Source organism: Thermus arciformis, assembly GCF_900102145.1.
Lineage (GTDB): Bacteria > Deinococcota > Deinococci > Deinococcales > Thermaceae > Thermus > Thermus arciformis.
Window position 1 is genome coordinate 1 of the sequence record NZ_FNBC01000035.1, and the last position, 24,017, is coordinate 24,017.

31 protein-coding genes and 1 pseudogene are annotated in these 24,017 nt (G+C 69.5%); 13 read left to right on the top strand and 19 right to left on the bottom strand.

Annotation, left to right across the window (positions count from 1 at the left end; translation table 11 throughout):
• From BLP62_RS10610 to BLP62_RS10620, 3 genes are all read right to left on the bottom strand, one after another.
• The coding region (locus tag BLP62_RS10610) for a transposase (protein ID WP_176758201.1) at nt 1-321 on the bottom strand (321 nt) is incomplete at its 3' end.
• Nucleotides 322-341: 20 nt separating this feature from the next.
• Complete coding sequence (locus BLP62_RS13595; RefSeq protein WP_143004356.1) at nt 342-1,214, bottom strand: hypothetical protein; 873 nt, start codon at nt 1,212-1,214, stop codon at nt 342-344.
• A 255-nt stretch (nt 1,215-1,469) separates the two neighbouring features.
• Nucleotides 1,470-2,936, bottom strand: coding sequence for a hypothetical protein (locus BLP62_RS10620; protein WP_093008333.1), 1,467 nt, complete (start codon nt 2,934-2,936; stop codon nt 1,470-1,472).
• A 164-nt stretch (nt 2,937-3,100) separates the two neighbouring features.
• Between BLP62_RS10620 and BLP62_RS10625 the strand changes: the two genes are divergently transcribed.
• The 13 genes from BLP62_RS10625 to BLP62_RS10675 all read left to right on the top strand — a co-directional run bounded on the left by BLP62_RS10625 (nt 3,101) and on the right by BLP62_RS10675 (nt 8,834).
• The gene (locus BLP62_RS10625; RefSeq protein ID WP_093008334.1) at nt 3,101-3,406 is read left to right on the top strand and encodes an SWIM zinc finger family protein; all 306 of its coding nucleotides are present in this window, start codon (nt 3,101-3,103) and stop codon (nt 3,404-3,406) included.
• A gap of 59 nt (nt 3,407-3,465) precedes the next feature.
• Nucleotides 3,466-3,630: a hypothetical protein gene (locus BLP62_RS13790; protein WP_176758202.1), complete on the top strand. Its 165-nt coding sequence runs from the start codon at nt 3,466-3,468 to the stop codon at nt 3,628-3,630.
• Nucleotides 3,627-3,776: a hypothetical protein gene (locus BLP62_RS13795; RefSeq protein ID WP_014632227.1), complete on the top strand. Its 150-nt coding sequence runs from the start codon at nt 3,627-3,629 to the stop codon at nt 3,774-3,776. The genes BLP62_RS13790 and BLP62_RS13795 overlap by 4 nt, the downstream gene beginning before the upstream one ends.
• Nucleotides 3,770-3,955, top strand: coding sequence for a hypothetical protein (locus BLP62_RS10630; protein WP_014511372.1), 186 nt, complete (start codon nt 3,770-3,772; stop codon nt 3,953-3,955). The genes BLP62_RS13795 and BLP62_RS10630 overlap by 7 nt, the downstream gene beginning before the upstream one ends.
• A gap of 15 nt (nt 3,956-3,970) precedes the next feature.
• Entirely contained in the window at nt 3,971-4,180 is a 210-nt protein-coding gene (locus BLP62_RS10635) for a hypothetical protein (protein ID WP_038043739.1), read from the top strand.
• A 299-nt stretch (nt 4,181-4,479) separates the two neighbouring features.
• Nucleotides 4,480-4,995 (top strand): Rad52/Rad22 family DNA repair protein, encoded by a 516-nt coding sequence (locus BLP62_RS10640; protein ID WP_093008335.1) that lies wholly within the window; start codon nt 4,480-4,482, stop codon nt 4,993-4,995.
• 59 nt (nt 4,996-5,054) lie between these two features.
• Nucleotides 5,055-6,122, top strand: a complete 1,068-nt coding sequence (locus BLP62_RS10645) for a beta clamp domain-containing protein (RefSeq protein ID WP_093008336.1) — start codon at nt 5,055-5,057, stop codon at nt 6,120-6,122.
• Nucleotides 6,058-6,378: a hypothetical protein gene (locus tag BLP62_RS10650; RefSeq protein WP_093008337.1), complete on the top strand. Its 321-nt coding sequence runs from the start codon at nt 6,058-6,060 to the stop codon at nt 6,376-6,378. Before BLP62_RS10645 ends, BLP62_RS10650 begins: the two co-directional genes overlap by 65 nt.
• A 49-nt stretch (nt 6,379-6,427) precedes the next feature.
• Complete coding sequence (locus BLP62_RS10655; protein ID WP_093008338.1) at nt 6,428-6,757, top strand: hypothetical protein; 330 nt, start codon at nt 6,428-6,430, stop codon at nt 6,755-6,757.
• Nucleotides 6,754-6,969, top strand: a complete 216-nt coding sequence (locus tag BLP62_RS10660) for a hypothetical protein (RefSeq protein WP_039457888.1) — start codon at nt 6,754-6,756, stop codon at nt 6,967-6,969. The genes BLP62_RS10655 and BLP62_RS10660 overlap by 4 nt, the downstream gene beginning before the upstream one ends.
• The gene (locus BLP62_RS10665; protein WP_143004357.1) at nt 6,932-7,564 is read left to right on the top strand and encodes a hypothetical protein; all 633 of its coding nucleotides are present in this window, start codon (nt 6,932-6,934) and stop codon (nt 7,562-7,564) included. Before BLP62_RS10660 ends, BLP62_RS10665 begins: the two co-directional genes overlap by 38 nt.
• 92 nt (nt 7,565-7,656) lie before the next feature.
• On the top strand, nt 7,657-8,397 hold the full coding sequence (locus tag BLP62_RS10670; protein WP_093008340.1) for an ATP-binding protein: 741 nt from the start codon (nt 7,657-7,659) through the stop codon (nt 8,395-8,397).
• Nucleotides 8,398-8,537: 140 nt separating this feature from the next.
• Nucleotides 8,538-8,834 carry a hypothetical protein gene (locus BLP62_RS10675; protein ID WP_093008341.1) on the top strand — a complete coding sequence of 99 codons (297 nt, stop codon included), beginning with the start codon at nt 8,538-8,540 and terminating at the stop codon, nt 8,832-8,834.
• Here the strand turns inward: BLP62_RS10675 and BLP62_RS10680 are convergent.
• The 16 genes and pseudogenes from BLP62_RS10680 to BLP62_RS10755 form a co-directional block, all read right to left on the bottom strand.
• Entirely contained in the window at nt 8,811-9,536 is a 726-nt protein-coding gene (locus tag BLP62_RS10680; RefSeq protein ID WP_093008342.1) for a glycosyltransferase family 2 protein, read from the bottom strand. The genes BLP62_RS10675 and BLP62_RS10680 overlap by 24 nt on opposite strands.
• Nucleotides 9,529-10,263 (bottom strand): 5'/3'-nucleotidase SurE, encoded by a 735-nt coding sequence (gene surE, locus BLP62_RS10685; RefSeq protein ID WP_093008343.1) that lies wholly within the window; start codon nt 10,261-10,263, stop codon nt 9,529-9,531. The genes BLP62_RS10680 and surE overlap by 8 nt, the downstream gene beginning before the upstream one ends.
• An 84-nt stretch (nt 10,264-10,347) precedes the next feature.
• Nucleotides 10,348-11,661 (bottom strand): ABC transporter substrate-binding protein, encoded by a 1,314-nt coding sequence (locus BLP62_RS10690; protein ID WP_093008344.1) that lies wholly within the window; start codon nt 11,659-11,661, stop codon nt 10,348-10,350.
• A gap of 17 nt (nt 11,662-11,678) precedes the next feature.
• On the bottom strand, nt 11,679-12,491 hold the full coding sequence (locus BLP62_RS10695) for a carbohydrate ABC transporter permease (protein WP_093008345.1): 813 nt from the start codon (nt 12,489-12,491) through the stop codon (nt 11,679-11,681).
• Entirely contained in the window at nt 12,481-13,386 is a 906-nt protein-coding gene (locus BLP62_RS10700; protein WP_093008346.1) for a carbohydrate ABC transporter permease, read from the bottom strand. Before BLP62_RS10700 ends, BLP62_RS10695 begins: the two co-directional genes overlap by 11 nt.
• Before the next feature lie 99 nt (nt 13,387-13,485).
• Complete coding sequence (locus BLP62_RS10705) at nt 13,486-14,079, bottom strand: hypothetical protein (protein ID WP_093008347.1); 594 nt, start codon at nt 14,077-14,079, stop codon at nt 13,486-13,488.
• Nucleotides 14,080-14,188: 109 nt separating this feature from the next.
• A complete protein-coding gene (locus BLP62_RS10710) occupies nt 14,189-14,956 on the bottom strand; it encodes a sugar phosphate isomerase/epimerase family protein (RefSeq protein WP_093008348.1) in 768 nt (255 codons plus the stop codon).
• Nucleotides 14,957-14,990: 34 nt separating this feature from the next.
• A complete protein-coding gene (locus BLP62_RS10715; protein WP_093008349.1) occupies nt 14,991-15,311 on the bottom strand; it encodes a hypothetical protein in 321 nt (106 codons plus the stop codon).
• A 388-nt stretch (nt 15,312-15,699) separates the two neighbouring features.
• On the bottom strand, nt 15,700-16,464 hold the full coding sequence (locus BLP62_RS10720) for a YmdB family metallophosphoesterase (RefSeq protein WP_093008356.1): 765 nt from the start codon (nt 16,462-16,464) through the stop codon (nt 15,700-15,702).
• Between the two features lie 22 nt (nt 16,465-16,486).
• Nucleotides 16,487-17,434, bottom strand: a complete 948-nt coding sequence (locus BLP62_RS10725; protein WP_093008350.1) for an ABC transporter ATP-binding protein — start codon at nt 17,432-17,434, stop codon at nt 16,487-16,489.
• Nucleotides 17,428-18,888: an ABC transporter permease gene (locus BLP62_RS10730; RefSeq protein ID WP_244880383.1), complete on the bottom strand. Its 1,461-nt coding sequence runs from the start codon at nt 18,886-18,888 to the stop codon at nt 17,428-17,430. The genes BLP62_RS10725 and BLP62_RS10730 overlap by 7 nt, the downstream gene beginning before the upstream one ends.
• A gap of 5 nt (nt 18,889-18,893) precedes the next feature.
• Nucleotides 18,894-19,838: an ABC transporter substrate-binding protein gene (locus tag BLP62_RS10735; protein ID WP_093008352.1), complete on the bottom strand. Its 945-nt coding sequence runs from the start codon at nt 19,836-19,838 to the stop codon at nt 18,894-18,896.
• Between the two features lie 77 nt (nt 19,839-19,915).
• Nucleotides 19,916-21,208 (bottom strand): ABC transporter substrate-binding protein, encoded by a 1,293-nt coding sequence (locus BLP62_RS10740; RefSeq protein ID WP_143004358.1) that lies wholly within the window; start codon nt 21,206-21,208, stop codon nt 19,916-19,918.
• Between the two features lie 13 nt (nt 21,209-21,221).
• On the bottom strand, nt 21,222-22,085 hold the full coding sequence (locus BLP62_RS10745) for a carbohydrate ABC transporter permease (RefSeq protein ID WP_093008354.1): 864 nt from the start codon (nt 22,083-22,085) through the stop codon (nt 21,222-21,224).
• The gene (locus tag BLP62_RS10750) at nt 22,075-22,875 is read right to left on the bottom strand and encodes a carbohydrate ABC transporter permease (protein WP_176758203.1); all 801 of its coding nucleotides are present in this window, start codon (nt 22,873-22,875) and stop codon (nt 22,075-22,077) included. Before BLP62_RS10750 ends, BLP62_RS10745 begins: the two co-directional genes overlap by 11 nt.
• A gap of 92 nt (nt 22,876-22,967) precedes the next feature.
• A pseudogene (locus BLP62_RS10755) lies at nt 22,968-24,017 on the bottom strand (IS256 family transposase); the annotation flags it as partial.

Genomic DNA, 24,017 nt, shown 5'->3' on the forward strand with positions numbered 1-24,017 from the left:
GGCGGCGTAAAGGGCTACCGCCACTTCCCCCACGTCCACCAGGCGGCGGGCGTAGGGCTTAAGGAAAGCCGGGTAATACCGAGATTCCCGATCCCTAGGGACCTTCAGGTCCACCTGGCCGAAGGTGGTCTCCAGCTTGCGGGGGTAGTAGCCGTTCCTGCGCCCCCCGTGCACCTGCAAGAAGGCTGTCCGGTCCAGCTCCAGAACCGTCTGCAGAACCTCGGCTACTGTCTCCCGCACCGCTTCCCTCAGCAAGATCCGCAAGGTATCCTGGTCCACGGGGCACCTCCTCGTTCCAAGGTGTGCCCCCCTATTAAACACGGACCCTTACACATAAATCCTTACACGACCCAGGAAACCATCGGCAACCCGGAAACGACGGGAGGCTGATGTCGGTAGTCACCCTGGTCCCTAACGTTTACAGCGATGACCGAGCCCCGTAACGGCTGTGTGATGTAAGTTATCTCAGGGTTCAGGGGGTCGTCTATCATTCCTCCCGTAAAGTTAAGACCCGAAGCTAAGCAGTGATGTTCCAGGAGTTCTCCGAAGGTAAAGGGGCCTCCAGCATCAGGTACACCCAAGAGGTACTCGGCGACAGTCAAAAGTGAGCCATAGGGGAGTTCGGGAACACGATTGACTTTCTTCCAGTCGTTACATCCAGCGAAGACAGCTATACCCCGTTTCCTTTTGGGGTCATCAGGGGGAGACGAAACATCTTCGAAACCGGGAGGCGGGAAAAGAGGTATATCCTTCACCAAGGGTTCCGTTTGTCCCGTTTGGAGATCTATGAGTACATCAGCTCTGGAGCGGCGCCCCTCCGAGACCGTTACAGAAAGTTTTTGGCGCCTTTCATCGTAAACAAGACTGTATGGCGCCTGTAGCCCCTCAGCTAAAACATCAGATTTGCGTGCGTCTCCACCTTGTGTGATGTCTCTGATTCGCCCACCCCAGAACTCTGTGATCAAAAACCTACCATCTGGCAGCGGGCACATGCTGGAGGGCCCCTGGAGCCCCCAGGCGAAGGGCTTAGCCTCCTCCATGTCCCCGCCCTTGGTGACGTCCTTCACCTTGCCCGTGGTGCGCTCCACCACCAGGAGCCTGCCGTCCGGGGTCCACTCCATGTGGGTGGGCGCGTGCAGGTTCCAGGCGAAGGGCCTCACGTGGACCCGCCGCGTCCGGCCGCCGACCTTGACCTCCTGCACTTCCTTGAGCATCTCCTTCACCCCCTTACGGGTTAGCCTCAGGGTAGCAGGGGGGAGGTTACGCGAGGTTACGCGGAAGGGGTTCCATAGCTGGCCTCCCGCGTAACCTCGCGTAACCTCAGGCCCTCCGCGTAACCCTTCCCGTGGCACCCTGGGGGCATGAGGGGCAAAGTCCTTTGGCTCCTCCTCTTGGCCTGGCTCCTCCTCCTGGCCCGGCCCTCCGGGCCCGCTTTGGCCTGCTGGCGCCCCGACTGCTTTCCCCCGGCCTCACACCCCGTACTCCCGGCGGAGCCTCGCCACCCGGGCCCGGGCGATGAGGCGGCGGGGGTCCTCGGGGGGTAGCCTCTCCAGGAGGGCCTCCCAGACCTCCAGGTCCTCCCCTAGGCGCTCGGCCAGGAGGAAGAGGTTCTCCGTGTCCCCTTGGGCCAGCACCGCCTGCTTCAGGGCCTCCTCCAGCTCCAGGCGGAGTTCCTCCACCCCCGGGGCCTGGCTCCAGGGAAGGAGGGGGCCTTGGTAGAGGGCCAGGGCCCCCTCCAGGTCCCCCCGGGAGAGGGCCTTAAGGAAGGCTCCGAGGTCCGAGGGGGGAGGGTTTTCCAAGCGGTAAGGGGAACAGGAGATGCGGAAGCCCTTCTCCCGCAGGCGGTGGAGGAGGGCCTTCAGGGCCCCCAGGTTGGGCTCCCCGTAAAGCGCCTCCCCCAGGGCCTCTCCCGACAGGCCTGCCTCGTGGGCGAGGAGGAGGGCCAGGGTCTCCGTGCCCCTGGGGCCCAGGGAGGGGAGGGGGCCTCCCCCAAGGAAGCGAAGGAGGGGGGTTCCGGCCTCTCCCAAAAGGAGGACCCGGGCCTCCGGGCGCAGGCCGGGGGCAAGCTCCGGGGCCAGAGGGGCTTCCACCTCCACCCCGAGGGCCTTCAGGCGGGCTTCAGCCAGGAGGGCGTAGAGCGCCCCCTCCTCCCGCAGGAGGCCGTGGGCGGCGAGGAGGTGGGCCTCATCTCCCTCCCCAAGCCCCCGGGCCAGGAGGTAAAACCCCCAGGGCCAGCCCTCCCGGGGGAGGAAGGCCTTAGCCCCTTCCAGGAGGAGCCGGACCTCTGGGGGGTCCAGGGCCAGGGCCCCGAGGACGAGGAAGCTCGCGAGGCTTTGCGGCTCCAGGAGGGAGAGGAGGCCCCGGAGGAGGTTTTTGGCCCGCTTTGGGCTTCCCCGGAGGAGGTGAGTCAGGGCCAGGGTGTGCCCCGCGAGGAGGCGCACCCCGGGGAAGGGGTGGGGCAGGAAGGGCTCCGCCTCCTCCAGGACCTCCGGGAGGGGCTTCGTGCCGAAGAGGAGCTCCAGGCGCAGGTGGTGCAGGATGGTCCAGGGGGAGGGGTCCTTGAGGCGGGCGAGGGCAGCGTGGGCCAGGGCCTCGGGCCGGCCCAGGCGCTCCAGGGCGATGGCCAAGGCCAGGTGGAGCCGGGCCTCCCCCTTGGCGTTCCCCCCGAAGCGGTGGAGGGCCTCCTCCAGGGCCAGGGCCCCCGCCTTTGGAGGGAGGGCCAGGCCCAGGTGGTAGAGGGTGAGGGGGGTCTGGGCCCTTCGGGCGGCCTCCAGGGCCAGGGCGCGGTAGGCCCGAAGGTTCCCCTTACGGGCCTCTACGAAGCCTAGAAGGGCCAGGCGCTCGGCCTCCGGGAGGCCTTCTTGGGAAGTTTGGAGGAGGGCTTCCGCCTCCCGGTCCCTGCCCTCCTCCAGGAGGCGGAGGGGGTGGGGTTCCATGGGGCCAGTCTACTCGTTTGCCGTCCACCTGGCCCTGCGGTGGGCACCCTGGGCCTTCCTCGGTGGTGTCTTGACTGCATTCCCTCTTTGACCCCTCTCATGTGTCTAAGACCGAGGGCCTGGGGGCCTAGCGGCCCCACGGGAAGCGGCGAAGGAGGTAGACGATGCCTCTAAAGGAAAGGCTCTTCCAGACTCTGGCCAAGCTGGAGAAGGGCAAGGCGCTCCTCGGGAAGGTCCACCCCGTGGCGGGGATGGACGGGCTCTTCGTGGTGGAGAGCGAAGCCCAGCCGGGGAAGCGCTACCTCGTGGACCTCGAGGCCGAGACCTGCACCTGCCCGGCCTACGCCCAGGGGAAGACCCGGCCCTGCAAGCACCAGGTGGCCGTGGTCCTCTCCCTCTGGCTCCGGGAGAAGCGGGAGCGGGCTCAGGCCCGGACGGAAGCGCGGGCGGCGGAGCGCCCGGTGGCCTAGGCCGAAGGAGGGCAGGGGGGCGGGGAAGACCCGCCCCTCGTCTTCGTTTGGAGGGAAGCATGTGGAGGTTTGTCGGGCACTTGGCGGGTTTGGGGAACATTCTGGCCGCTTGCTGGCTCGTCCTTCGGTGGCAGGAGGGGGCCCCTTCGCCCCTGGCCTGGGGCGTCCCGGTCCTGCTCTTCCTCCAGGGGGCCTTCCTCGCCCACTTGAGGAGGGCGGCATGAGCCTTCGCGCCAGGCTTCAGGTCCTGGCCCTCGAGGCCATCCGCAAAGATCGGTCCTTCCGGGCGCCCTTCCACCCCGGGGCCTTCCCCCGGGAGCGGCGGGAACGGCGGGCGAGGCGAGCCCTGAAGGGGAGGAGGCCGTGGTAGAGCTCCTTCTGCTCCTCGGCCTTCTGGTGGGCCCCTTCCTCGCCCTCGTTCTCCTGGTGGGGCTCCTCGAGGAGACGGGCCTCGTGGCCAGGCCCGGAGAGGAAGACCCCGAGCGCTACCGGTGGCTCCGGGACCTCTTTGGGGAGGAGAGCCAGGGGGCAGAGGCCCCACGGGAATGAGCGGGAGGTGGAGCGGTGTTTTTGTACCTGAAGAGCCAGAGCAAGCTCCTGAACCTGGAGCGGGTGGTGGAGGTGCGCCTCGAGGGGAGCGCCCTGGTCTTTCTCCTGGACCACGGCGCGGTGCGGGTGGACTTCCCCACGCCGGAGGAGGCCAGGGGGGCCCTCGAGGCCTTGATGGTGGAGCTCATCTTCAAAAAGAGGATGATCCCCCTCCGGCAGAAGTAGAGGGCCTGGGGGGCTGAAGCCCCCCCAGACGGAGAGGCCTATGGAAGTCCTTCAAGTCGTCCTGGCTGTCCTGGACTTCGCCGTCCTCGCCGTGGAAGCCCTGGCCCTGACCGTGGCCCTCGCCCTCTACCTGATCTACAGGGAGGAGGCCCCCTGAAAGGGCCGAGGTAGGAAGCCCGGGGAAGGAGGGGGTTGTCTTAGCTACACGCTCACCCCCTCCTCCCCCTCCCGTGTAGCTAAGACGGACGAAGGGCTTGGGGGGCCAAAGCCCCCCCGGAAGGAAGCGAAGGAGGTGAAGGATGACGGTAGCGGAAGCGATTGCCAGGCTCACCCGGCCCCTCACGGCGGAGGAGATTGAGTGGAAGATTATCTCCAGCAAGAACGGGCAGACCACCATCGCCCCCTTCATCGACGCCCGGGCGGTGATGGCCCGCCTGGATGAGGCCTTCGGGCCCTTCGGGTGGCAGGTGCGCTACACCCCGGCCCAGGTGGGGGACGAGCACGGGGTCATCGCCAGCATCGCCATCAAGAACCCCGAGACCGGGGAGTGGGTGGAGAAGCAGGACGGCTCCGGGGCCACGGACATGGAGCCCTTCAAGGGGGGCATCTCCGGGGCGCTCAAGCGGGCGGCGGTGGCGTGGGGCATCGGCAGGGAGCTCTACCGCTACCCCCGGGTGATCATCGAGGGAGAGCACCGCTACATCCCCCGCCCGGTCCTTGAGCGGCTGGCCAAGCTCCCCGAGGCGGTGGCCCAGGGGAAGCCCCTCCCTGAGGTGGTGCGGCTCAACGCCAACGGGGAGACGGTGAAGCGGTAGGGGAAGGCGGGCCGGGGGGTGGGAGGGCCCACCCCTCGGTCTCCCTTTGGAGGTGGAGGATGCTCACGGCAGAGAGGACCAAGGTAGAGGCCTCGAGGCTCAAGGAGGCGCTGAAGCGCTTGACCCCTCCCCGGTACGGCCCGGACTACGTGAGCTTTGACGGGGCGAGGGTGTGGTCCACGGGCCCCGGCGGGGTGGAGGTGGAGGCCCGGGTGGGGGAGGGAAGCTTCCCCCCCGTGGCCCTCCCCCGCAGGCCCCTCCTGGGGCTCCTGGAGGAGGTGGAGGGGGAGGTGGAGGTGGCCCTCCTGGAGGGGCGGCTCCTGGTGCGGGGAGGCCCCCTCCGGGCGGAGCTCCACACCGCTCCTCCCTTCTCCCTGGCCGTCCTGGAGGAGGAGGGGGAGGAGATCTTCCGAGCCGGGGAAGACTTCCTGAAGGCCCTGAGGAGCGCCCTCGCCCTGGGCAGGCGCCTCACCAGCTACCAGGCCAAGGTCCTGGTGGAGGTGGAGGAGCCCCGGGTGCGGGTGGCGGCCACGGACGGGTACCGCCTGCACCTCTACACTGTGAGGGCCGAGGTCTTCCGGGAAGGGGCCTATCCCCTCCCGGCGCAGGCGGAGGAGGCCCTGAAGGGCCTGGAGGGGGAGGTGTCCTTCCGCCTGGCCTGGGACGGGAGGGCCCTGGTGGCCGTGGCCCGGGACGGGCGGGCGGGCCTGCCCCTCGCGGACGGAGGCTTTCCTCCCTACCGGGGCGTCCTTCCCCAGGTGCCCCCCGTGGGCCGGATCGGGGCGGAAAGGAAGAACCTCCTCGAGGCGCTGAAGCGGGCCCTGGTGGTGGCCGCCCCCCAGAACCACCCCGTGCGCCTCCAGGCGGGCGGGGGCGAGGTGCGGGTGCAGGCCCTGGACGAGGCCTGGGCCCCCGTCTCCGAGGAGGTCCTGCCCGGGGAAGGGGACGGGGAGGTGACGGTGGACGGGCGCTTCCTGAAGGAGGCCCTGGAGGAGGTGGAGGGGGCTGAGGCCGACCTCGCCCTCTACCCCGGCCCCAGGGCGCCCCTGGTGGAGGTGAGGGATGGGCGCTTCTACGCCCTCATCGCCGGACTCCTGCCTCCCCAAAACACCGGAGGCCAGGGCTAACCGGGTAGTCCGGGGGCTCCTGGAAGAGGCCTTCTTCGGCCTTCCCTTCCTGGGGAGCCGCCTCCTCCAGGAGCTCCTCTCGGGCAGAGAGGGCAGGAAGGCGGAGGCGCTCGTCCTCGCCCGGCTACGAAAGGACCCCTACCTCGCCACGACCGTCCTCCCCCTCCCCCTTCCCCCCGGGTGGAGGGAGGCGGCGGAGGAGGGGGCGAGGGGGGACCCGAGGGTGCCCCTCTTCCCGGAGCTTCTGGCGGCGTGAGGGCTTGGGGGGGCTAAAGCCCCCCCCGGGAAGGGGCGGGAGGTGAAGGATGCTCAGACTTGAGAACGAAGTGAGGCAGGTGTTTGAGGCGTATCGGAAGGCCCTGGAGGAGGCCCTCGAGGCCACCCTGGAGCGGGCCCAGGCGAAGGAGGCCCTGGAGGCCCGCGTCGCCCAAGGCCTCCTCTCCGGGGAGGTCCAGGGCAAGAACGCCGAGGAGCGGGAGGCCAAGGCCCGCGCCCTCTACGCCGAGCTCTACCGGGCCTTGGCCGAGGCCGAGGAGCGCTACCAGAGGGCCAAGGCGGAGTTGGAGATCGCCCGGGCCTACACGGAGGAGGTGGGCCTCCTCGTGCGCCTGGTCTCGGAGGGGGTGCGGTTGTGAGCCGGGCCCTGACCCTCGCCTTGGTCCAGCTGGAGGTGGAGCTCCTCGCCGCCCTCCGGGCCCTGGAGGAGAGGGACGAAAAGGCGGTGGAGGCCTTCCTGGTGGCCGCCCACATCTCCCTCCTGGAGCTCAAGGACACCCTCCTCATCAAGGGGCTTCTGGTGGAGGAAGAGGATGGCCCCAAGGGAGCTCTTCCCGTGGATGGGGCTTAGGGAGCGGGTCCTCCTCGTCCTCTACTACGAGGGGCCGAAGGACCTGAAGGCCCTGGCCCTCGAGCTCGCCGAGCGGCCCCGGACCCTCCGCTACCTTTTGGAGCGGGTCATCCCCGCCCTGGAGAGGGCGGGGGCCCTGGTGGTGGAGGACGGGGTGGCCCGGCTCAGCCTGGAGAAGGCCCCGCCCGCCGAGCGCCAGGCTCCCGCCGAGCCCAAGGCCAAGCGGAGCAAGAGGAAGGAGCCGAGCCCCGTCCAGGCCCTGGCGGAGGCCAACCCCCACGTGCGGGGGCTCCTCCTCCAGGTGGGGAAGCGCCTTCCCAAGGAGGCCCAGCCCCTGGCCGCCTCCCACCCCGGGGTGCTCCTCCGGGCGGCGGAGGCGGCCCTGGCCTACCCCGAGGGGCGGCGGGCCAGCGCCCTCATCCTCTGGCTCCCCGAGGTCAGGGCCTGGGCCAAGACCCTCGGGGCGGAGGCGGTGGAGGAGGCCCTACGGGAGGCGGCCAAGCACGCCCGGGAGCCCTTCCCCTACGCCAGGAAGCTCCTCGCCAAAGCCAGACCCTCACCGGACGAAGAGCGGGGAGAGGTCCTGCTCTTCTAGAAGCTTTGCAGGCACAAGTGGTGGCACAACTGGTGGCACAGGTGTGTCAAGGAGGCTTCTAGACGGGGTTTTCGGGAAAAGGAGGCGAGGGAGTGGACCGGAGCAAGGTGGAGGAAATCCTGAAGACCTTGAAGGCGCGGGGGGTGGAGCACGACCCGGGGCTTCCCCCTTGCCCTCTGTGCGGGGCGCCCGCCCTCCGGGGGTACGATTTCCGGGCCCCGCACCGCGTAGAGCACGATTGCGAGTGCACCTACCGGGAGCCGGAGCGGTACATGGCGGAGGTGGGGAGGGTGTGGCGGCGGTGGCATTGGAGCCGGGTGTACCGGGAAAGCCTCCCCCCCACCTACCGGGGCTACCTGGAGAGGCCCTGGGAGGGGAGGCGGGAGGTCCTCGAGGCCGTGGTGGGGTGGCAGAGGGAAGGGGGCGTGCTCTACCTCTTCGGCCCCCCGGGAACGGGCAAGACCCACCTGGCGGTGCGGGCCGCTTGGGGCAAGGCCCAGGAGGGAAGGCGGGCCCTCTTCCTCTCCGAGTGGGAGTTCTACGAGCGGGCCCGCCTCGAGGCCCAGGACCCCGAGGCCCCGAGGCTTCTGGACCAGGTGGACGTCCTGGTCCTGGACGACCTGGGCAAGGCCCGGCTCACCCCCTTCGCCGCCGAGGTCCTCTTCGGCCTGGTGGAGGCGGCCCACCGGAAAAGCCTGGACCTTCTCCTCACCTCCAACTACCCCCCCGAGGAGGCGGCGAGGCGGCTTGGGGAGAACGCCGAAGCCCTCCTCTCCCGGGTGGGGCGGGCCGTGGAGGTGCGGGGGCCGGACCGGAGGCGGAGGGCGGGCTAGGGGAGGGCGCCGAAGCCGTGCGCGAAAGTGTTCTTTCGCGCAAATAGGAAGGGAGAAGGCCTCAAAAGCGCCCTCCCCAAGCCCTCTCAGGGCCCGGGGGCCTAGCGGCCCCACGGGAGGGGGTAGGAGGCAAGGAAAGCATGAAAGCGGTGCTTATCATCTTAAAAAACGGCAAGCTCGTGCGGCGGGAGCGGCGCTTCCCCGACTGGAAGGCCTACGAAGCCTTTCTCGAGGCTCTATCCCGGGGGCGGTGGGCGAGGACCTACCGCTCGGGGGCCTACCTTGGTCAGCGAAGCTACCTTGCGGCGGGGCGGCAGGGCCTCTACCTGGAGGTCCTGGGAAAGGAGGACCCGGAGGCCCAGGGGTGCCTCAAGGCGATTCAAAAGGAGCGGGAGCAGGCCTGGGAAAGGGCCCTAAGGGCCTTGGGCCTCCCTTAGCCCTTCCCGGGCCAAGGCCAGGTGGTCCTTGAGGAGAAGGGGCCCCAGGCCGTGCTTGGCGCAAAGCCGCTCCAGGTAGGAGGCCCGCTCCGCCCCCCTCGCCCCGTAGCTCTGGTTGCCCCCATGGACCCGGACCCCCACCCCCCGCCCCCTCAGGTAGCGGAAGGGGAGCCCCGCCCTGTAGGCCCTGAGCCAAAGGTCCCAGTCCCAGTAGTCCCCCATCCCCCCGTCCAGGCCCCCAAGGGCCAGGAGGGTCCTCTTGGGGAGGGCCGTGCCCGAGGCCAGGAGGCGGTTTTCCCGGAGGAGCCACGCCCCCACTTCCCCGGGGGCGAAGGGTACCTCTTCCAGCCCCAGGAGGAGGACCCCCTCCCCGTAGACCACCGCCTCCTCCCGGGAGAGGACCCGCCAGACCCGGTGGAGGTAGGCAGGGTCCAGGAGGAGGTCGTCGTCGTCCAGGAAGAGGACCGCCTCCCCCCGGGCCTCCGCCAAACCGGTTTGCCGCGCCTCCACCTGGCCCCGGCCCTGGTTCCTAAGGCCCCGGAGCCTCGGGTCCCCCAGGGCGGCCACCACCTCCAGCCCCTCCCCTTCCCCGTCCTCCACCACTATCGCCTCAAACCGGGGAAAGGTCTGCCGCCTCAGGCTCTCCAGGGCCTCCCGCAAAAACCCGGGCCTTCCCTTGGTGGGGATGAGGATGCTAATCATGGGCCAGGGCGGGCTGGAGCCTGGCCTCGTCCGTGAGGTCCAGGCGGAGGGGCGTGGCGGAGACGAAGCCCTGGGCCACCGCCCAGCGGTCCGTCCCCTCCTCCGCCTCCTTGAGGGGCCTCGAGGCGAACCAGTAGAAGGGCCGGCCCATGGGGTCCTCCCCCGGGATCACCACCCCCTCGTAGGCCCGCACCGACTGCCGGGTCCAAAGGAACCCCTTGGGCCTTAGGGGCAGGTTCACGTTCACCAGGAAGGGCCGCTCCAAAAGGAGGAGGGTTTCCAAGGTTCTGAGGAGCCAGGGGCGAAGCCCGGAGAAGTCCGGGACCTCCCCGTTGAGGGGCACGCTGAAGGCCGCGGCGGAGAGGCCGAAGAGGTAGCCCTGTTTGGCCGCGGCCACGGTGCCCGAGTGCCAGATCTCGTGCCCCAGGTTGCTCCCCAGGTTTACCCCGGAGAGGACCAGGTCCAAGGGGCCGAAGAGGTAGAGGCCCAGGGCCACGCAGTCCGCCGGGGTCCCCCGCACCCGGTAGGCAGGGAAGTGGGGGCCGTGGAGGGGAGCGGGGTGGGGGTAGGCCCGCACGGGGTGGGCGATGGTGATGGCGTGGCCCGTGGCGCTCTGCTCCGTGTCGGGGGCGGCCACGAAGACCTCCCCGAACTGGGCCGCCGCCTCCGCCAGGGCCCAAAGACCAGGACTGAAGATGCCGTCGTCGTTGGTCACCAGGATCCGCATGGCCTCACCTTAGCCCCCCCGGGTCAGGGGAGGGTCATGAAGGCCCCCTGGGCCTTTGGGCCCAGGGGGAGAGCGAGGAGGCCCCTACCGGCCCGCCACGCCCCGGTTGTAGCGCTCCAAGGCGGCGTCCGCCTTGGCCTTGGCCTCCCTTAGGGCCTCCTGGGCAGGCTTCCCCTTGAGGACCTCCTCCCAGGCCGCCTGCACGTACTGGCGGATCTCCGGGAAGGCGCCCATGAGGCAGCCCGCGCTGGCGTTGTTGACCTTGCTCGTGGCGAGCTGCTGGATGGCCGTGGTGTAGTTGGCTTGGCGCACGTGGGCCTGGCGCACCTCGGGAAGCTCCGCTACCCCCTTGACCACCGGGAAGTAGCCCGTGGCCAGGTGCCACTTGGCCTGGGTCTTGGGCTCCAGGAGGAAGCGGACGAACTCCCAGGCCCCCTGGGTCTCCGCCTCGGGGAAGCCCTTGAGCACGTAGAGGGCGGCCCCACCGATGGCCACCCCGTTGCGCTCCTTCAGGTAGGGGTAGTAGGCGGTGCGCAAGGGGAAGCGGTTCCCCACCTGGCGCAAGACGCCGGTGAGGCTGGCCGTGGAGTAGCTGGCGATGGCCGCCTGGCCCTGGGCGAAGAGGCTTTGGGAGTCGGCCCAGTTCCTTCCGGTGTTGGCCGCCACCCCTTCCCGCACCAGGCGGGCGTAGGTGTCCAGGAAGGCCACCGCCGCGGGGTTGTCAAAGGCCACGGCCATGGCCCGGGCCCGGCGGCCGTTCTCGTTGTTGCAGAAGTACTCCCCGGAGTTGTAGGAGATCTGCTCCACGAACCAGGAGTCTATGGGGATGGAAAGCCCGTAGCGCACGGTGCGCCCCTGGGCGTCCTTCTTGGTGAGCTTGCGGGCCGCCTCCTCCAGGTCCTTCAGGCTCCAAGTGGGCTTGAAGGGGATCCCCGCTTCCTGGAAGGCCGCCATGTTGAAGTAGAGGATGGGGTTGGAAGAGTTGAAGGCGAGGCCGTAGAGCTTGCCGTCCACGGTGTAGTAGTTGCGGGGCTGGGGCAGGAAGCGGTCCAGGTCAAACCCGTTCCTCCTGGCCAGATCCTCCAGGGGAACCACCGCCCCGGAGTCCGCCATGATGCGGGCCCCGATGTCGTACACCTGGATCACGTGGGGAAAGCCCCTGCCCGCCCTCAGGGCGGCCAGGAGCTTGTTGATCCCGTCGTCGTAGCTCCCCACGTACTGGGCCTTCACCTGGACGCGGTTCTGGCTGGCGTTGAACTCCTTCACCAGGGCCTCCGTGGCCTCCCCAAGGACCCCGCCCATGGAATGCCAGAACTCCACCGTGGTCCGCTGGGCCTGGGCTGTCCCCAAGAGGAGCGCTGTCAGAAGGCCTGCCTTCGCTAGAAAAAACCCTCGCATTCCCATAACGAACCTCCTTACCCCTTCAGCCCGCCCAAGGCGATGCCCCGCACAAAGGCCCGCTGGGCGAGCAGGAAGGCGATCAGGGTGGGGAGAAGGACCAGGATGGCCCCGGCGGCCACCACGTTCCAGCGGGCCACCTCCTCGTTGAGGATGAAGTTGACGGCGATCTGGGCGGTCTGCATCTCCCGGCTTTTGGTCACCACCAGGGGCCAGAGGTACATGTTCCAGGTGCCGATGAAGGTCAGGGCGGCCAGGGCCCCCAAGGCGGGGGCGGAGAGGGGAAGGGCCACGTGGCGTAGGGCCTGCCAGTGGGTGGCCCCGTCGATGCGGGCGGCGTCAAAGTAGTCCTCGGGGAGGGTGCGGAGGTACTGCCGGAGGAGGAAGACCCCGAGGGGGCTCGCCATAAAGGGCACGGTGAGGGCGGCGTAGGTGTCCAGCCAGCCTAGGCGGTCCACGAGGAGGTAAAGGGGGAGGAAGGTGACCTCCCCGGGCACCAGGAGGAGGGCTACGGCGAGGCCGAAGAGGGCTTCCCTTCCCCGGAAGCGGAGACGGGTCAGGGCATAGGCGGCGAGGAGGCTCGTGGCCAGGACCCCCAAGGTCACCGCCGTGGACACCAGGAGGCTGTTGAGGAGGAAACGAGGCAAGGGGTAGCGGGAAAGGGCCTCCCGGTAGGGCTCCAGGGTGGGGTGGGGCGGCAGAAGGCCCGGGGCGTAGAGGTCCCCCTCCGCCCGCAGGCTGGCGGAAAGCAGGGTGAGGAGGGGGAGCACCAGGAGGAAGGCGTAGGCCGAGGCCAAGAGGTAGGTGGGCAGGAGCTTCCTAAGCCGCATAGTGCACCCTCCGGCCGATGAGCCAGAATTGGAGGGCTGCCAAGAGGAGGAGGACCAGGAAGAGGAGGAGGGCCTCCGCGGCCGCCAGGGGAACCTGGAAGTTGAAGAAGGCGTCTTGGTAGACCCGGTAGATCCAGACCATGGAGCTCTCAGCGGGGCCTCCCCGGGTGAGGAGGTGGATCTGGCCGAAGGCGGTGAGGCTTTTGAGCACCACGAGAAGCCCCACCAGGAAAAGGGTTGGGGAGAGCAGGGGAAGGGTGATGCGGAAGAAGCGGGTCCAGGGGCTGGCGCCGTCCACGGTGGCCGCCTCCAAGACCTCCTCCGGGATGTTCTGCAGCCCGGCGGTGAGGAGGATGGCGGTGAACCCCACCCCGGCCCAGGCGGTGATCACCCCCAGGGTGTAGAGGGCGAGGTCCGGGGAGGTGAGCCAGGGCTGGGGAGGGAGGCCTAGGCCCGCTAGGAGGCGGTTGGCCCAGCCTCCCACGGGGTGGAGGAACCACCCCCAGGCCACCGCCGCCACCGCCGTGGGGACGGCGGTGGTGAGGAAGAAGAGGGTGCGGAAAAAGGCCACCCCGGGATAGGGGCGGTAGACCAGGAGAGCGGCGAGAAGCCCCAGGGCGAGCTCCAGCGGGGCCACCACCAGGGCGAACTTCAGGGTGAGGAGTGCGCTTTTCCAAAACTCCGGGCGGGCGAGGACCTCCTGGAAGTTGCCCAGGCCCACCCACTCCCTTCCCCGGCCGAAGAGGTCCTCCCGGTGGAGGGAGAGCCAAAGGGCCTCCAGCACCGGCAGGACCATGAAGAGGAGGAAAAGGCCGTAGGCGGGGAGGAGGAAGGGAAGGGCGGACCAGGGCTCTCCCTTCCTCCCCACCCCTTTGCGCGCCAAGACCAAGGCCATACCGGGGCTAACCCTACGGGGCCCCCGTCAGGGGAGTGTCAAGGTAGGCCAAAGGCCAAGGGCCCCGGGCTTTCCCGGGGCCCTTGGCAGGGGCTTCCCCTACAGGGAGCGGCGCAGGAGGTCCTCCCAGATGGGGTTCAGGGGGATGACGCCCACCTCCTTCACCGTGGCCTGCTTCCCGTCCTTCACCGACACCTGCCAGAGGCGGACCACCTTGGCGTTGAGGTCAGCCGCGGGGGCGTAGAGGTTCTCCTTGGCCGCCAGGTAGCGGGCCACCTCGGGGCTCTCCTGGGCGGCCCTGGCCACGAAGCCCGGGGCCCAGATGCGGAGGTGGAAGAAGAGGGCGCCGGGGTAGTTCGCCTGGGCCAGGGCGCGGAGGGCCTCCAGGGTGAGGCCGTAGTTCGTCTCCGGGGTGGCCTGCCCCCCGAAGATGAGGGCCACCGCCTCCTCCTCCGGGCTAAGGGGAGGCACCTCCTGGGGCGAGGGGAGGGCGGTGGACACCATCCGGCGCTGGCCCTGGGGGTCCAGGTAACCCGCCCCCATGGCCCCCACCAGGGCGGCGCAGATGGAGGTGTTGTTGGTGAGGACGTGGACGCTCTTAAGGCCGAGGATGTTGGCCATGGCCTGGCCGAAGGCCTGCCCCGTGTAGCCCCGGAGGACCAGGTGCTCTCCCAGGGTGAGGCCCTGGGCCATGGCGCTGCCTCCAGCCGTTAGGGCGCTCAGCAGAATAACCAGCGACGGCCTAAATCCTTTCACACGCACCACCTCCCATATAGGGACTTTCGTCCAGGCAGATTATACCCTACCCATGTAGGGTATCTGTGAGCTGGGTCACGCTACCCTCCCCTTCCCCCCTCAGCACGGAGAGGTAGAGGAGGGAGATCCCCGGGTCTTCCCTCACCTCCAGCACTAGGGGGTTCCCCAGGAAGGGACGAAGCCACTCCCCGTGGTTCAGGACCCCCCGGCCCAGGTTCCAGTGGCGGTCGTAGACCCCGTCCGTGTCGTTCAGGTGCAGGTGCTCGGGGCCCAGGGCAAGCCAGGGCCCGGGGTCGGGGGTCCGGCTGAAGACCCGGGCGTGGGCGGCGTCAAAGCAGAAGCCAAGCTCCCCGGCATGGGCCTCCAAAACCGGCCTCAGGACCTCCGGGCAGGGCTCGTGGCTGTTCTCCAGGAGGAGGCGCACCCCCAGGGTGCGGGCCCGCCGCACCACCAGCCCCAGGGCCTCCGCCAGGGGTAGGGCCCGCTCCAGGGCCTCCTCCGGGGTGCGGCCGTGGGGGATCCCCGAGTGGAAGACGGCCCGGTCCGCCCCAAGCTCCGCCGCACGGTCCAGCCCGAAGAGGAGCCTGCGCAACGTGAGGCCCCTCACCTCGGGGTCCGGCGAGAGGAGGTCCAGGTTCCAGAAGGGAAGGTGCACGGAAAGCCTCCCGGGAAACCGCCCCCTTAGGCTTTGGAAGGGGGCGTCGTCCTCCAAGAGGGCGGGGTCCAGGTAAACCTCGGCCCCGAGGCCCAGGGCCTGCAGGCGAAGGAGGACCTCCTCCGCCCGGGAAAGGGGGAAGGCCAGCCTGACGTCCATGGCCCCAGCATGCCCCCGGCGTGTCAGCCTCCGGTCAGCTACAGGAACTCCAGGGGGCTTTGCCGGAGGGCAGCCAGGAGCCCCGGGGTAGGAGAAAAAACCCGGGCCGCGCCCCAGGAGACCCGCTCCCGACAGGGCCCGCCCCCAGCCCAAGACCACCTCCACCCCCCGTCTCCCAGGGGACCACGGCGAAGACCAGACCCTGGAGGGCACCCAGGGACCGGAGGAGGGCGGTGTTCCGGCGGTGCTCCAGCCTCCCAGCGTACACCCCCTGCCACACCAGGAGGGGCGCCAGGAGGAGGATGAGGAGGAAGAGGGCCCGGTAGGGCGCGTGCCCCTGGAGAAAGTCCCGCACCTGGGCGAAAACCTGCCCGAGAAGACCGCCTGAGCGAGTCCTTCCCGACGGAGTTCTTGGGCCACCTGGTAGGCGTCGGAAAGCCGCTTCCCGGTGTAGAGGACGGCCGTGACTTCCCGCTTGCTTTCCCCCTCCCCGTGCACCCTCCGGTAGGCCTCTATGGGCACCAGGATGGCCCGGTTCCAGGGCCCTTCCGTGGCCTCGAGGACCCTCACCCTGAGGTCAAAGCGCTGCCCGGCGAGGAGTACCGTTCTGCCGTGAGGGGTACACGGCGATCTTGGCCGCCAGGGCCGAAAGGGCCCAGGTGAGCCTCATCCACGTCCACATACGCTTCCGCCCCATCCTCATCCCTCAGAGGGTCATCCTGAGGGGCTTCGCCAGCCCGAGTTCAGTAAAAGGCCTCCTCTACGAAGGAGGCGTGAACGATGGCCTTGGCCCTCGCCCCCTCGAGCTCCAGGAAGACGTAGGAGACCCGGGCGGGGCCCTCGGCGTAGGCCAGGCGGAGGCCCTTGGGGGGAAGCCGCAGGCGGAAGGCGGCCACCAGGAAGGCCGGGTAGTACCCCTGCAACCCCCCCTCAGCCCCCACCATCCCCACGTCGGACACGTAGGCCGTGCCTCGGGGCAGGATGCGGGCGTCGGCGGTGGGCACGTGGGTGTGGGTGCCAAGGAGGGCGGCGATGCGGCCGTCCAGGGCGTAGGCCGCCGCCATCTTCTCAAAGACGGACTCCGAGTGGAAGTCCACCAGGACGGGCACCCCTTCCCCCTCGGCCAGGAGCCGTTCCAAGGCGGGCAGGGGTTCCTCCACCGCCCGGGGTAGGGCGCTCCGCCCCGCCACGTTGACCACGAGGAGGCGCTTGCCCCCCTTCTCCAGGAGGAGGCTCCCCCGCCCCGGGGCCAGGGGGGAGTGGTTAAGGGGCCTGAGCACCCGCGGGTGGCCGAGGACCTCCTCCAGGTCGGGAGGGTCAAAGGAGTGGTTCCCCCCCGTGACCGCGTCCACCCTCTTGATCCCGGGGTTTCGCCGCTCAAACTCCCGGATGAGCTCCCGGACCGCGGGGAGGCCGAAGGCCTCGGTGTTGATGTGCCAGTACTGGAGGGTGATCCCCTGGGCGAGGGCCGGGGCCAGGACCAGGACCAGGGCTAGAAGGGTCCTCATGGCGTCCACCTCCCAGGGCACGCTAAACCCCTTCCTTCAGGCCAGGGTCAGGGAGGAGGTGGCCGTCCCTATGGAAGCGCCGGGCTCGAGGAAGGGCCAGGCGGAGCTCCGCCCCCGGGGGGGCGTCCAGGCGCACCCAGGCCTCCCCCTGGGGGAGAAGGACCCGGGAGAGCACCTCCCCCCGCACCTCCCGCCGCTCCAGGACGCGGGCGGGGAGGGAGCCTCCGGGGACCGCCTCCTCGTAGCGGAAGGCGAGGAGGGTCTCCCCTTCGGGGAGAAGGTTGGCCCGGCCGAAGGCCAGGAAGGCGGCGAGGGAAGCGGGGGCCTCGTAGAGCCGCCGCGGGGGCCCCACCTCCAAAAGCCTTCCCCCCGCCATGACCCCCACCCGGTCCCCCAGGAGCATGGCCTCCTCCGGGTCGTGGGTCACGTGGAGGGCGGTGACCCCTTCCCGCTTGAGGAGGGCCCGCACCTCCAGGCGGAGCCCCTCCCGCAGCACGGGGTCCAGGGCGCTGTAGGGCTCGTCCAGGAGGAGCACCTTCGGCCGCCTGGCCAGGGCCCGGGCCAGGGCCACCCGCTGCCGCTGCCCCCCGGAGAGCTCCCCGGGCCTGCGCCCCTCGAGGCCCCCCAGGCCCACCCGCTCCAGCAGGGCCATGGCCTCGGCCCGGTGGGGCCTGGGCATCACCAGGAGGAGGTGCTCCAAGGCGGTGAGGTGGGGCCATAGGCCCAGGTCCTGGAAGACGTAGGCCACCTCCCGCCTTTCCGGGGGCAGCCGGGTCACGTCCCGCCCCCCGAGGAACACCCGGCCCGCCTCCGGCAGGAGGAGCCCGGCCACCAGGTTGAGGAGGGTGCTCTTGCCGCTCCCCGAGGCCCCGAGGAGGACCAGGACCTCCCCTTGGGGGACCTCCAGGTCCACCTCCAGGACGCCCCCGCCCCCGGGAAAGCGCTTGGTGAGCCCCTGAAGCCTCACCATCCTCTCCTCCCGAGGGCCAGGAGGGCGAGGCCCGAGAGGGCCGCGAGGATAAGGCCCACCGCCGCCGCCTCCCGGTAGAGCCCCCCGTTCAGGGCCCCGAGGACCGCCACCCCCACGGTCTCGGCCCCCGGGGCGTAGAGGAGGGAGGAGAGGGTGATCTCCGAGAGGGCTAGAGAGAAGATGAGGAAGAAGGCCCCCCGGGCCTGGGGGAGGAGGAGGGGGTAGCCCACCCGTAGCCAGGCCCTCCAGAAGGGGAGGCCGTGGACCCGGGCCGCGGCCACCTGGGCCTCCACCCGGAGGCCGGCCTCGAGGGCGCGGAAGGCGGGGCTGGCGAAGTTGAGGAGGTAGGCCAGGAGGAGGAGCCAGGGGGTGGCGTAAAGGGGCGTGGGGGCCAGGAGGAGGGTGAGCCCCAGGGCGAGGAGGGTGCCGGGAAGGGTGTGGTGGAGGTCCAGGGCCTGCCGTGCCCGGGCCAGGGCTTGGGGGAAGGGGCGAAGGGCCAGGGCCAGGAGGGCGAGGAGGGAGGCGGTCGCCAGGGCCAGGAAGGCCGAGTTCCCGAGGCCTTTCACCACCAAGGGCAAGGCCAGGGCCGCGGCGAAGGCGGGCTCTAGGGCGCCGGTGTAGGGGTTGAAGAGGGCCTCCCGTAAAAGCCCCCAGGCGGCAAGCCCTAGGGAGAGGAGGGCGTAAAGGGCGAAGAGGAGGGCGTAAAGGGGCTTCCTGGAAGGCGGCCCCTCGGAGGCGGCCTCGAGGAGGGGCCTCGGCCTAAGGAGGAGGGCGGGGAGGGCAAGAAGGCCCAGGAGGAGGCCCAGGGCCGCCGCCTCGCCGATGGGGTCCGGGCTCAGGGGGCTGTTCAGGCGGGCGTAGGCCAGGGTGGGCAGGACGTACACCCGGGCGGGAAGCCCCAGGACCGCGGGGACGCCGAAGTTGCCGAGGAGGGCCAGGTAGACCAGGCCCCCGGCGGAGAGGAGGCTTGGGAGGAGGGGCGGGAGGAGCACCCGAAGCCGCCTCACCCCCACCACCCCGTGGACCCGGGCCGCCCGGAGGAGGGGCCAGAGGGGCCCCAAGGCGGGGCGGAGCAGGGCGTAGGCCATGGGGGCGTAGTGGAGGGTCCAGGCGAGGAGGATCCCCTTCGCCCCGTAAAGGGCCACCCCGAAGGATTGTAAGGTGAAGAGGAGGCCCATCCCGGTGACGAAGGGGGGGATGTAGAAGGAGAGGAAGAGGAGGGCCTCGAGGCCCCTCCCCACCCCACCCCAAAGGGCCAAGGCAGCGAGGAGGAGGCCTAAGGCCAGGACCAGAAGGGTCCCCACGAGGGCCAGGAGGAGGCTATTTAGGGCCACGTCCCAAGCGGCCAGGGCCCCGCCCAGCCGGGGAATCCCCTGGGCCACCAGGACCAGGAAGGGGAGGAGGAGGGCCCCGAGGGGGAGGAGGCCCCAGGGGAGGGGCTCCCCTCGCGCCACGCGCTTCATCGGCGAAGGCCGAAGAGGGCGTTGAAGCGCTCCAAGGTGGCGGCGTCGGCGAAATGCCCCTGGAGGGCTACCACCCTCTCGGGTGCGCCCTTGGGCCTTGGAGCCCCGGGCATCACCGGGTAGTAGCCCCGCTCGGCGAAGATGGCCTGGGCCTCCGGGGAGAGGAGGAAGCGGAGGAAGCGGGAGGCGAGCTCAGGGCTTTTGCTCCAGGCGGGCACGGCCACGGGGGTGGGGACCAGGATGGCCCCATCCCGGGGGTAGACCATCTCCAAGGGCGCTCCCTTGGCGATCTCCTGTCGCAGGCCGAAGTCGGTGGTGATGGCCACCCCATACTCCCCACGGGCGAGCTTCTGCTGGAGCACGGGGTTGGACTGCTCCACCTTGAGGCCGCTTTCCTTGAGCCGGGCGAAGAACTCCATCCCAAAGCGGCCGCCCAGGGTGCCCACCGTGGCCAAGGCCGCCCCGGAGAAGTTGGGGTCAGGCATGGCCAGAAGCCCCCGGTACTCCGGTCGGAGGAGGTCCTGCCAAAGGGCGGGAGGGCGCGCTATCCGCTGCCGGTTCAGCCCAATGACGTTGTAGAGCAGGCGCACCTCGTGGTAAAGGCCTCCCCCGGGGGCGTACTGCACCGGGTACCCGGGCACCGTGGGGGGGATCCGCCGCAACAGCCCCTTGGAGGCGAGCTCCTTCAGGAAGTCCTCGTTGGCGAACCAGAGGAGGTCCGCCTGGGGGTTGCCCGCCTGGAGCTCGGCCCGCACCTTGGCCACCACCTCCCCCGTGCCCGAGCGGAAGACCTTGACCTCCACCCCCGGCTTCTCCCGGCGAAAGGCCTCCACCAGAGCGTTCACGTCCGCGAGCACCTCGGAGGTGTAGAGGGTCAGGGTCCCCTGGGCCAGGGAGAGGCCAAGGAAGAGGAGGGCGCCGAGAAGCCTTTGCGCACCCATAGCGCCCTCAAGGTATGGGGACCTTGTCAGGGAAAGGTCAAGGCCGCCCCGCGGGGCGGCCTCGAGGAGCGGGCAGGCTAGCGCGAGCAGAAAGGGGCGAGGGCCTGGTCCACCCGGGCCTGGGCCTCCCGAGCCACCTCCCGCACGTCCTTCTGCCCCAGGACCACCGCCTGCTCCGCCTCGGCGATGATGTCTTTCACCTGCTGCAAGTTGTACGCGGGCAGCTCGGCTTTGGCGTAGGCCAGCTGCTCCCGGGCGGTGAGGGCCTGGGGCCACTTCTTTACGTACTCCTTCATGATGGGCAGGCTCCAGCTCGCGCGGCGGGCGGCCACGTACCCCGAGTCTATGGACCAGCGGGCCTGGAGCTCGGGGCTCGTCATGAACTTGATGAAGCGGAGCGTGGCCTCCCGCTTCTTGGGGTCGGAGCCTTTGAAGAGATAGAAGTTGGCCCCGCCCGTGGGCACCCCGTAGCGGACCTTCTTGGGTTGGAAGGCCGTTCCGAACTCAAAGCGGGCGTTGTCGCGGATGAAGCCCAAGGAGCCCGTGGAGTGGTAGATCATGGCGACCTTCCCCGCGGCGAAGTCCCCCGGGGTGGTGCCCCAGGCGATCACCCCCTCGGGGCTCACCTTGTGGACCGCGGCCAGGTCCCGCTTGAACTGCATGGCCTGGCGCACGGGCTCCGTGTTCACCAGCACCTTGCACCCCCGGCCCTGGGGGTCGTAGAGGAGCCCCCCCGCCTGGATGACGAGGCCCTCCAAGAGCCAGGTGGAGCGGTTCTCCGTGGGGATGGCCACCCCGTAGCGCACCACCCTACCCTGGGCGTCCCGCTTGGTGAGCCGCTTGGCGTACTCCACCAGCTCGTCCCAGGTGGCCGGGGGCCTGTTGGGGTCTAGGCCCGCCTCACGGAAGGCCTCCTTGTTGTAGTAGAGGATGGGGGTGGAACGCTGGAAGGGGAGGCTGTAAACCTTCCCGTCCAGGGTGGAGTTCATCATGAAGGCGGGGAAAAAGTCCGAAACCGCCTGCTTCAGCTCCGGGTCCCGGGCGATGTAGGGGTCAAAGGGCTCTATAGCGTCCATGGAAAGGAGGGTGAAGAGCTGCTGGGAAAGGAGAATGGCGGTGTCGGGGGGCGTACCCGCCTTGATGGCCGCCACCACCTTGGCCTGGTTCTCCTCGTAGTTCCCCCCGAAGACGGTTTTCACCTCCACATCGGGGTTCGCCTTCTCAAAGTCGGCCACGTAGGCCTCGATGAACCGGGCCAAGGGGCCGGCCACGCCCACCGGGTAGTAAAAGGTGATCGTGGTCTTCTGGCCGAAGGCCAAGCCGAGGGCCACCAGCAGTCCTACCGTCTGCTTTCGCCAGTCCCTTGCCATGACGAACACCTCCTTATCCCTTCAGCCCGCTTCGGGCGAAGGACTCCACGAAAGCCCTCTGGAAGAGGGCGAAGGCGAGGAGCATAGGAAGCCCCACGAGCAGGGCCCCCGCGGCGATAAGCCCCCACTCCATGCCGCTTTCGGCCGAGCGGGCGAAGCTCGCGAAGCCCAGGGAGAGCACCCGCTTCTCCGGGCTTTGGATCACCACCAGGGGCCAAAGGAACTCGTTCCAGTGGTAGACCAGGCTCACCAGGCCGAAGGCCGCCAGGTGCGGCCGCACCAGGGGGAGGAGGACCCGGGTCAAGACCTGCCAGGGGGTGGCCCCGTCCACCAGGGCGGCCTCCAGGAGCTCCCTAGGGACCTGCCGGAACCCCTGCCGCAGGAGGAAGGCCCCGGTGGCCGAGGCCACGTAGGGCAGGGCCAGGCCCGTGAGGGTGTCCGTAAGCCCCAGGCCCCTCAGGGCGAGGAAGTTCGGGAGGATGAGGGCCGTGGGGGGCAGGAAGAGCTGGACCAGGACCAGGCGGAAGGCCCAGTCCCGCCCCCTTTGGGCGATCTGGGCGAGAGCGAAGCCCGCCGTGGTCACGGTGAAAAGCTGGATCAGGAGGAGGCCCAGGGTGAAGAGGAGGGTGTTGAGGTAAAGCCTCGGGAAGTCGGCGGAGGCCCAGGCCACCCTTAAGTTCTCCAGGGTGAAGGGGCCGAGCTCTCCCCGGTTCAGGCTCGCCGTGGGGGTAAAGGCGGCGAGGAAAGTAAAGGCCGCGGGGACGAGGAAGGGAAGGGAGACCGCCAGGGCAGGGACTTCCCGCAGGAGGCGGCCCCCCACCCGAAGGCCCGGCCTCGCCGCCCTCCCCGCCCAGCCCCGGAGCCCCCTAAGCGTCATAGTGCACCCCCCTCTCCAGACGGGGCAGGGCCACCAGGGCGAGGAGGCCGAGGAAGGCCAGAAGGGCCAGGCTCAGGGCGGAGGCGGCGGGGAAGTCGAAGTACTCGAACCCCAGGGTGTACACCCGGTAGAGCACGTGGTCCGTGGCCCCCGTGGGCCCACCCTTGGTGAGGATGAAGATGTGGTCCACGTTGCGCAGGGCCCCCAGGGCGGCCATCACCCCCACGAAGAAGGTGGTGGGGGTGAGGAGGGGCCAGGTGACCTTGAAGAAGGCGAGGGCCCGGCCCGCTCCATCCACCTGGGCGGCCTCCAGGAGCTCCTTGGGGATGTTCTGCAGTCCCGCCAGGTAGTAGAGCATGTAAAGCCCGGCGTCCTTGAGAACCCCCACGAGGACCACGGCGAGGAAGGCCCCCAGGGGGTCGCCCAGGGGGTTTTGCAGTCCAAGCCCCCGGAGGAGGCCCTGCAGGGGCCCCAGGGGGTTGAGGAGGTAGAGGAAGACCGCGGCGAAGGCCACCGTGGGAAGGATCACGGGGTGGAAGACCAGGACCCGCACCCATTGGCGGAGGCGGCCATTGCCCTCGAGGGCCAGGGCCGCAAGGAGGCCTAGAAGGATGGAAAGGGGCACGTTCAGGAGGACGTAGAGCAGGGTGACCCGGAGGCTGCTCGCGTTCTCCGGCACAAGGAGCTTGGGAAGGGCGGGGAGGCCCTCGATGGCGATGCGGAGGGCGGGGACGTAGGTGAAGGCGGCGAGAAAGACCAGGGTGGGGAGGAGGAACAGCCAGGGTCTCACGCCCCTCTTGATAGGGGAGACCTGTCAGAGGAGGGTCAAGGAAAGGCTCTGGGGCGCAGGACGACGGCCCCTAGGATTCTGTCCCGGTCGTGTCAAGAGTTATGTGTAAGAGTCTGTGTACGGGGGGCATACCGCTCCTGAAGCATCTTCTCCAGCACCTCCGCCACCTCCGAGAACCCCTTTAGTTTCCGTTCTGCCCACCTCCCCTCTTGCCTCTCTGACTCCAGGTAAAGGAGCTTGTATACCGCCTCCGCCTTGGGAAACTTGTGGTCCCGCACCTTCGTCCCACGCCGCACCTCCCGGATAAACCGCTCCATCAGGTTGGTGCTCCGCAAGTACGGCCAAAGCACCTTGGGGTACCCGTAGAAGCGGTCGCCTTCACCTCCTCCAGGACCCGCAGGGCCTCCCCCCGGCTCTCCGCCCCATACACCCGCCTAAGGTCCTCCGCCAGCAGGGCCCGGTCCCGGGAGCGCACCTGGGACAGGCTCCACCCCACCCCGTTCACCACGCACCGCGGCCACTCCGCCTGAGGGTAGACCCTGCGGATCGCCTTTCGGTGTTCGCCTGACGGCGAAGCAGCAGGAAGCCCGGGCAGCCCATCGGTGACAAAGAGCAAAACCCGCCGCAGGCCCCGCTGCCAAAGCTCCCCCAGGACCCCCTCCCATCCCAGGGCGCTCCCCGTGGGCAAAAGCCAAAACCCCAGGACCCGCCTCTCCCCGCTAGGGGGGACCCCCAGGGCCACGTACACGGTTTCCCGCACGATCCCCTCACCGTCCCTAAGAACCTTGAGGGAGAGCCCGTCCAGGTAGACCAAGGCCATCCCCTCAGGCAAAGGCCGGGTGCGGAAGGCTTCAAGATACGCCCTTCAGGCGTGACCCGCCGCCTCCAGGACCTCGTCCGTCAGGGCGCTCAGGGTCTCGTGGAAGTAGCGGTGGCCCAGGAGCAGGCTCGGTATCTCGGCCGCCTTGCGCTGACTGACCCCGGCAGCATAAAGAGCCACCGCCACTGGAACGTAGCCTTCGGCTGACCCCCCACGTCCACCAGACGGCGGGTGTAGGGCCTGAGGAAGGTGGGGTAATACCGGCCTTCCCTGTCCCTGGGGACCCTCAGGTCCACCTGGCCGAAGGTGGTCTCCAGCCTCC

What these genes read in the sequence shown, in the direction of transcription:
- BLP62_RS13595 (WP_143004356.1), bottom strand. Translation starts at nt 1,214, where the DNA reads ATGCTCAAGGAAGTGCAGGAGGTCAAGGTCGGCGGCCGGACGCGGCGG.
- BLP62_RS10620 (WP_093008333.1), bottom strand. Translation starts at nt 2,936, where the DNA reads ATGGAACCCCACCCCCTCCGCCTCCTGGAGGAGGGCAGGGACCGGGAG.
- BLP62_RS10625 (WP_093008334.1), top strand. Translation starts at nt 3,101, where the DNA reads ATGCCTCTAAAGGAAAGGCTCTTCCAGACTCTGGCCAAGCTGGAGAAG.
- BLP62_RS13790 (WP_176758202.1), top strand. Translation starts at nt 3,466, where the DNA reads ATGTGGAGGTTTGTCGGGCACTTGGCGGGTTTGGGGAACATTCTGGCC.
- BLP62_RS13795 (WP_014632227.1), top strand. Translation starts at nt 3,627, where the DNA reads ATGAGCCTTCGCGCCAGGCTTCAGGTCCTGGCCCTCGAGGCCATCCGC.
- BLP62_RS10640 (WP_093008335.1), top strand. Translation starts at nt 4,480, where the DNA reads ATGACGGTAGCGGAAGCGATTGCCAGGCTCACCCGGCCCCTCACGGCG.
- BLP62_RS10645 (WP_093008336.1), top strand. Translation starts at nt 5,055, where the DNA reads ATGCTCACGGCAGAGAGGACCAAGGTAGAGGCCTCGAGGCTCAAGGAG.
- BLP62_RS10650 (WP_093008337.1), top strand. Translation starts at nt 6,058, where the DNA reads ATGGGCGCTTCTACGCCCTCATCGCCGGACTCCTGCCTCCCCAAAACA.
- BLP62_RS10655 (WP_093008338.1), top strand. Translation starts at nt 6,428, where the DNA reads ATGCTCAGACTTGAGAACGAAGTGAGGCAGGTGTTTGAGGCGTATCGG.
- BLP62_RS10665 (WP_143004357.1), top strand. Translation starts at nt 6,932, where the DNA reads ATGGCCCCAAGGGAGCTCTTCCCGTGGATGGGGCTTAGGGAGCGGGTC.
- BLP62_RS10675 (WP_093008341.1), top strand. Translation starts at nt 8,538, where the DNA reads ATGAAAGCGGTGCTTATCATCTTAAAAAACGGCAAGCTCGTGCGGCGG.
- BLP62_RS10680 (WP_093008342.1), bottom strand. Translation starts at nt 9,536, where the DNA reads ATGATTAGCATCCTCATCCCCACCAAGGGAAGGCCCGGGTTTTTGCGG.
- surE (WP_093008343.1), bottom strand. Translation starts at nt 10,263, where the DNA reads ATGCGGATCCTGGTGACCAACGACGACGGCATCTTCAGTCCTGGTCTT.
- BLP62_RS10690 (WP_093008344.1), bottom strand. Translation starts at nt 11,661, where the DNA reads ATGCGAGGGTTTTTTCTAGCGAAGGCAGGCCTTCTGACAGCGCTCCTC.
- BLP62_RS10695 (WP_093008345.1), bottom strand. Translation starts at nt 12,491, where the DNA reads ATGCGGCTTAGGAAGCTCCTGCCCACCTACCTCTTGGCCTCGGCCTAC.
- BLP62_RS10700 (WP_093008346.1), bottom strand. Translation starts at nt 13,386, where the DNA reads ATGGCCTTGGTCTTGGCGCGCAAAGGGGTGGGGAGGAAGGGAGAGCCC.
- BLP62_RS10705 (WP_093008347.1), bottom strand. Translation starts at nt 14,079, where the DNA reads ATGGCCCAGGGCCTCACCCTGGGAGAGCACCTGGTCCTCCGGGGCTAC.
- BLP62_RS10710 (WP_093008348.1), bottom strand. Translation starts at nt 14,956, where the DNA reads ATGGACGTCAGGCTGGCCTTCCCCCTTTCCCGGGCGGAGGAGGTCCTC.
- BLP62_RS10720 (WP_093008356.1), bottom strand. Translation starts at nt 16,464, where the DNA reads ATGAGGACCCTTCTAGCCCTGGTCCTGGTCCTGGCCCCGGCCCTCGCC.
- BLP62_RS10725 (WP_093008350.1), bottom strand. Translation starts at nt 17,434, where the DNA reads ATGGTGAGGCTTCAGGGGCTCACCAAGCGCTTTCCCGGGGGCGGGGGC.
- BLP62_RS10735 (WP_093008352.1), bottom strand. Translation starts at nt 19,838, where the DNA reads ATGGGTGCGCAAAGGCTTCTCGGCGCCCTCCTCTTCCTTGGCCTCTCC.
- BLP62_RS10740 (WP_143004358.1), bottom strand. Translation starts at nt 21,208, where the DNA reads ATGGCAAGGGACTGGCGAAAGCAGACGGTAGGACTGCTGGTGGCCCTC.
- BLP62_RS10745 (WP_093008354.1), bottom strand. Translation starts at nt 22,085, where the DNA reads ATGACGCTTAGGGGGCTCCGGGGCTGGGCGGGGAGGGCGGCGAGGCCG.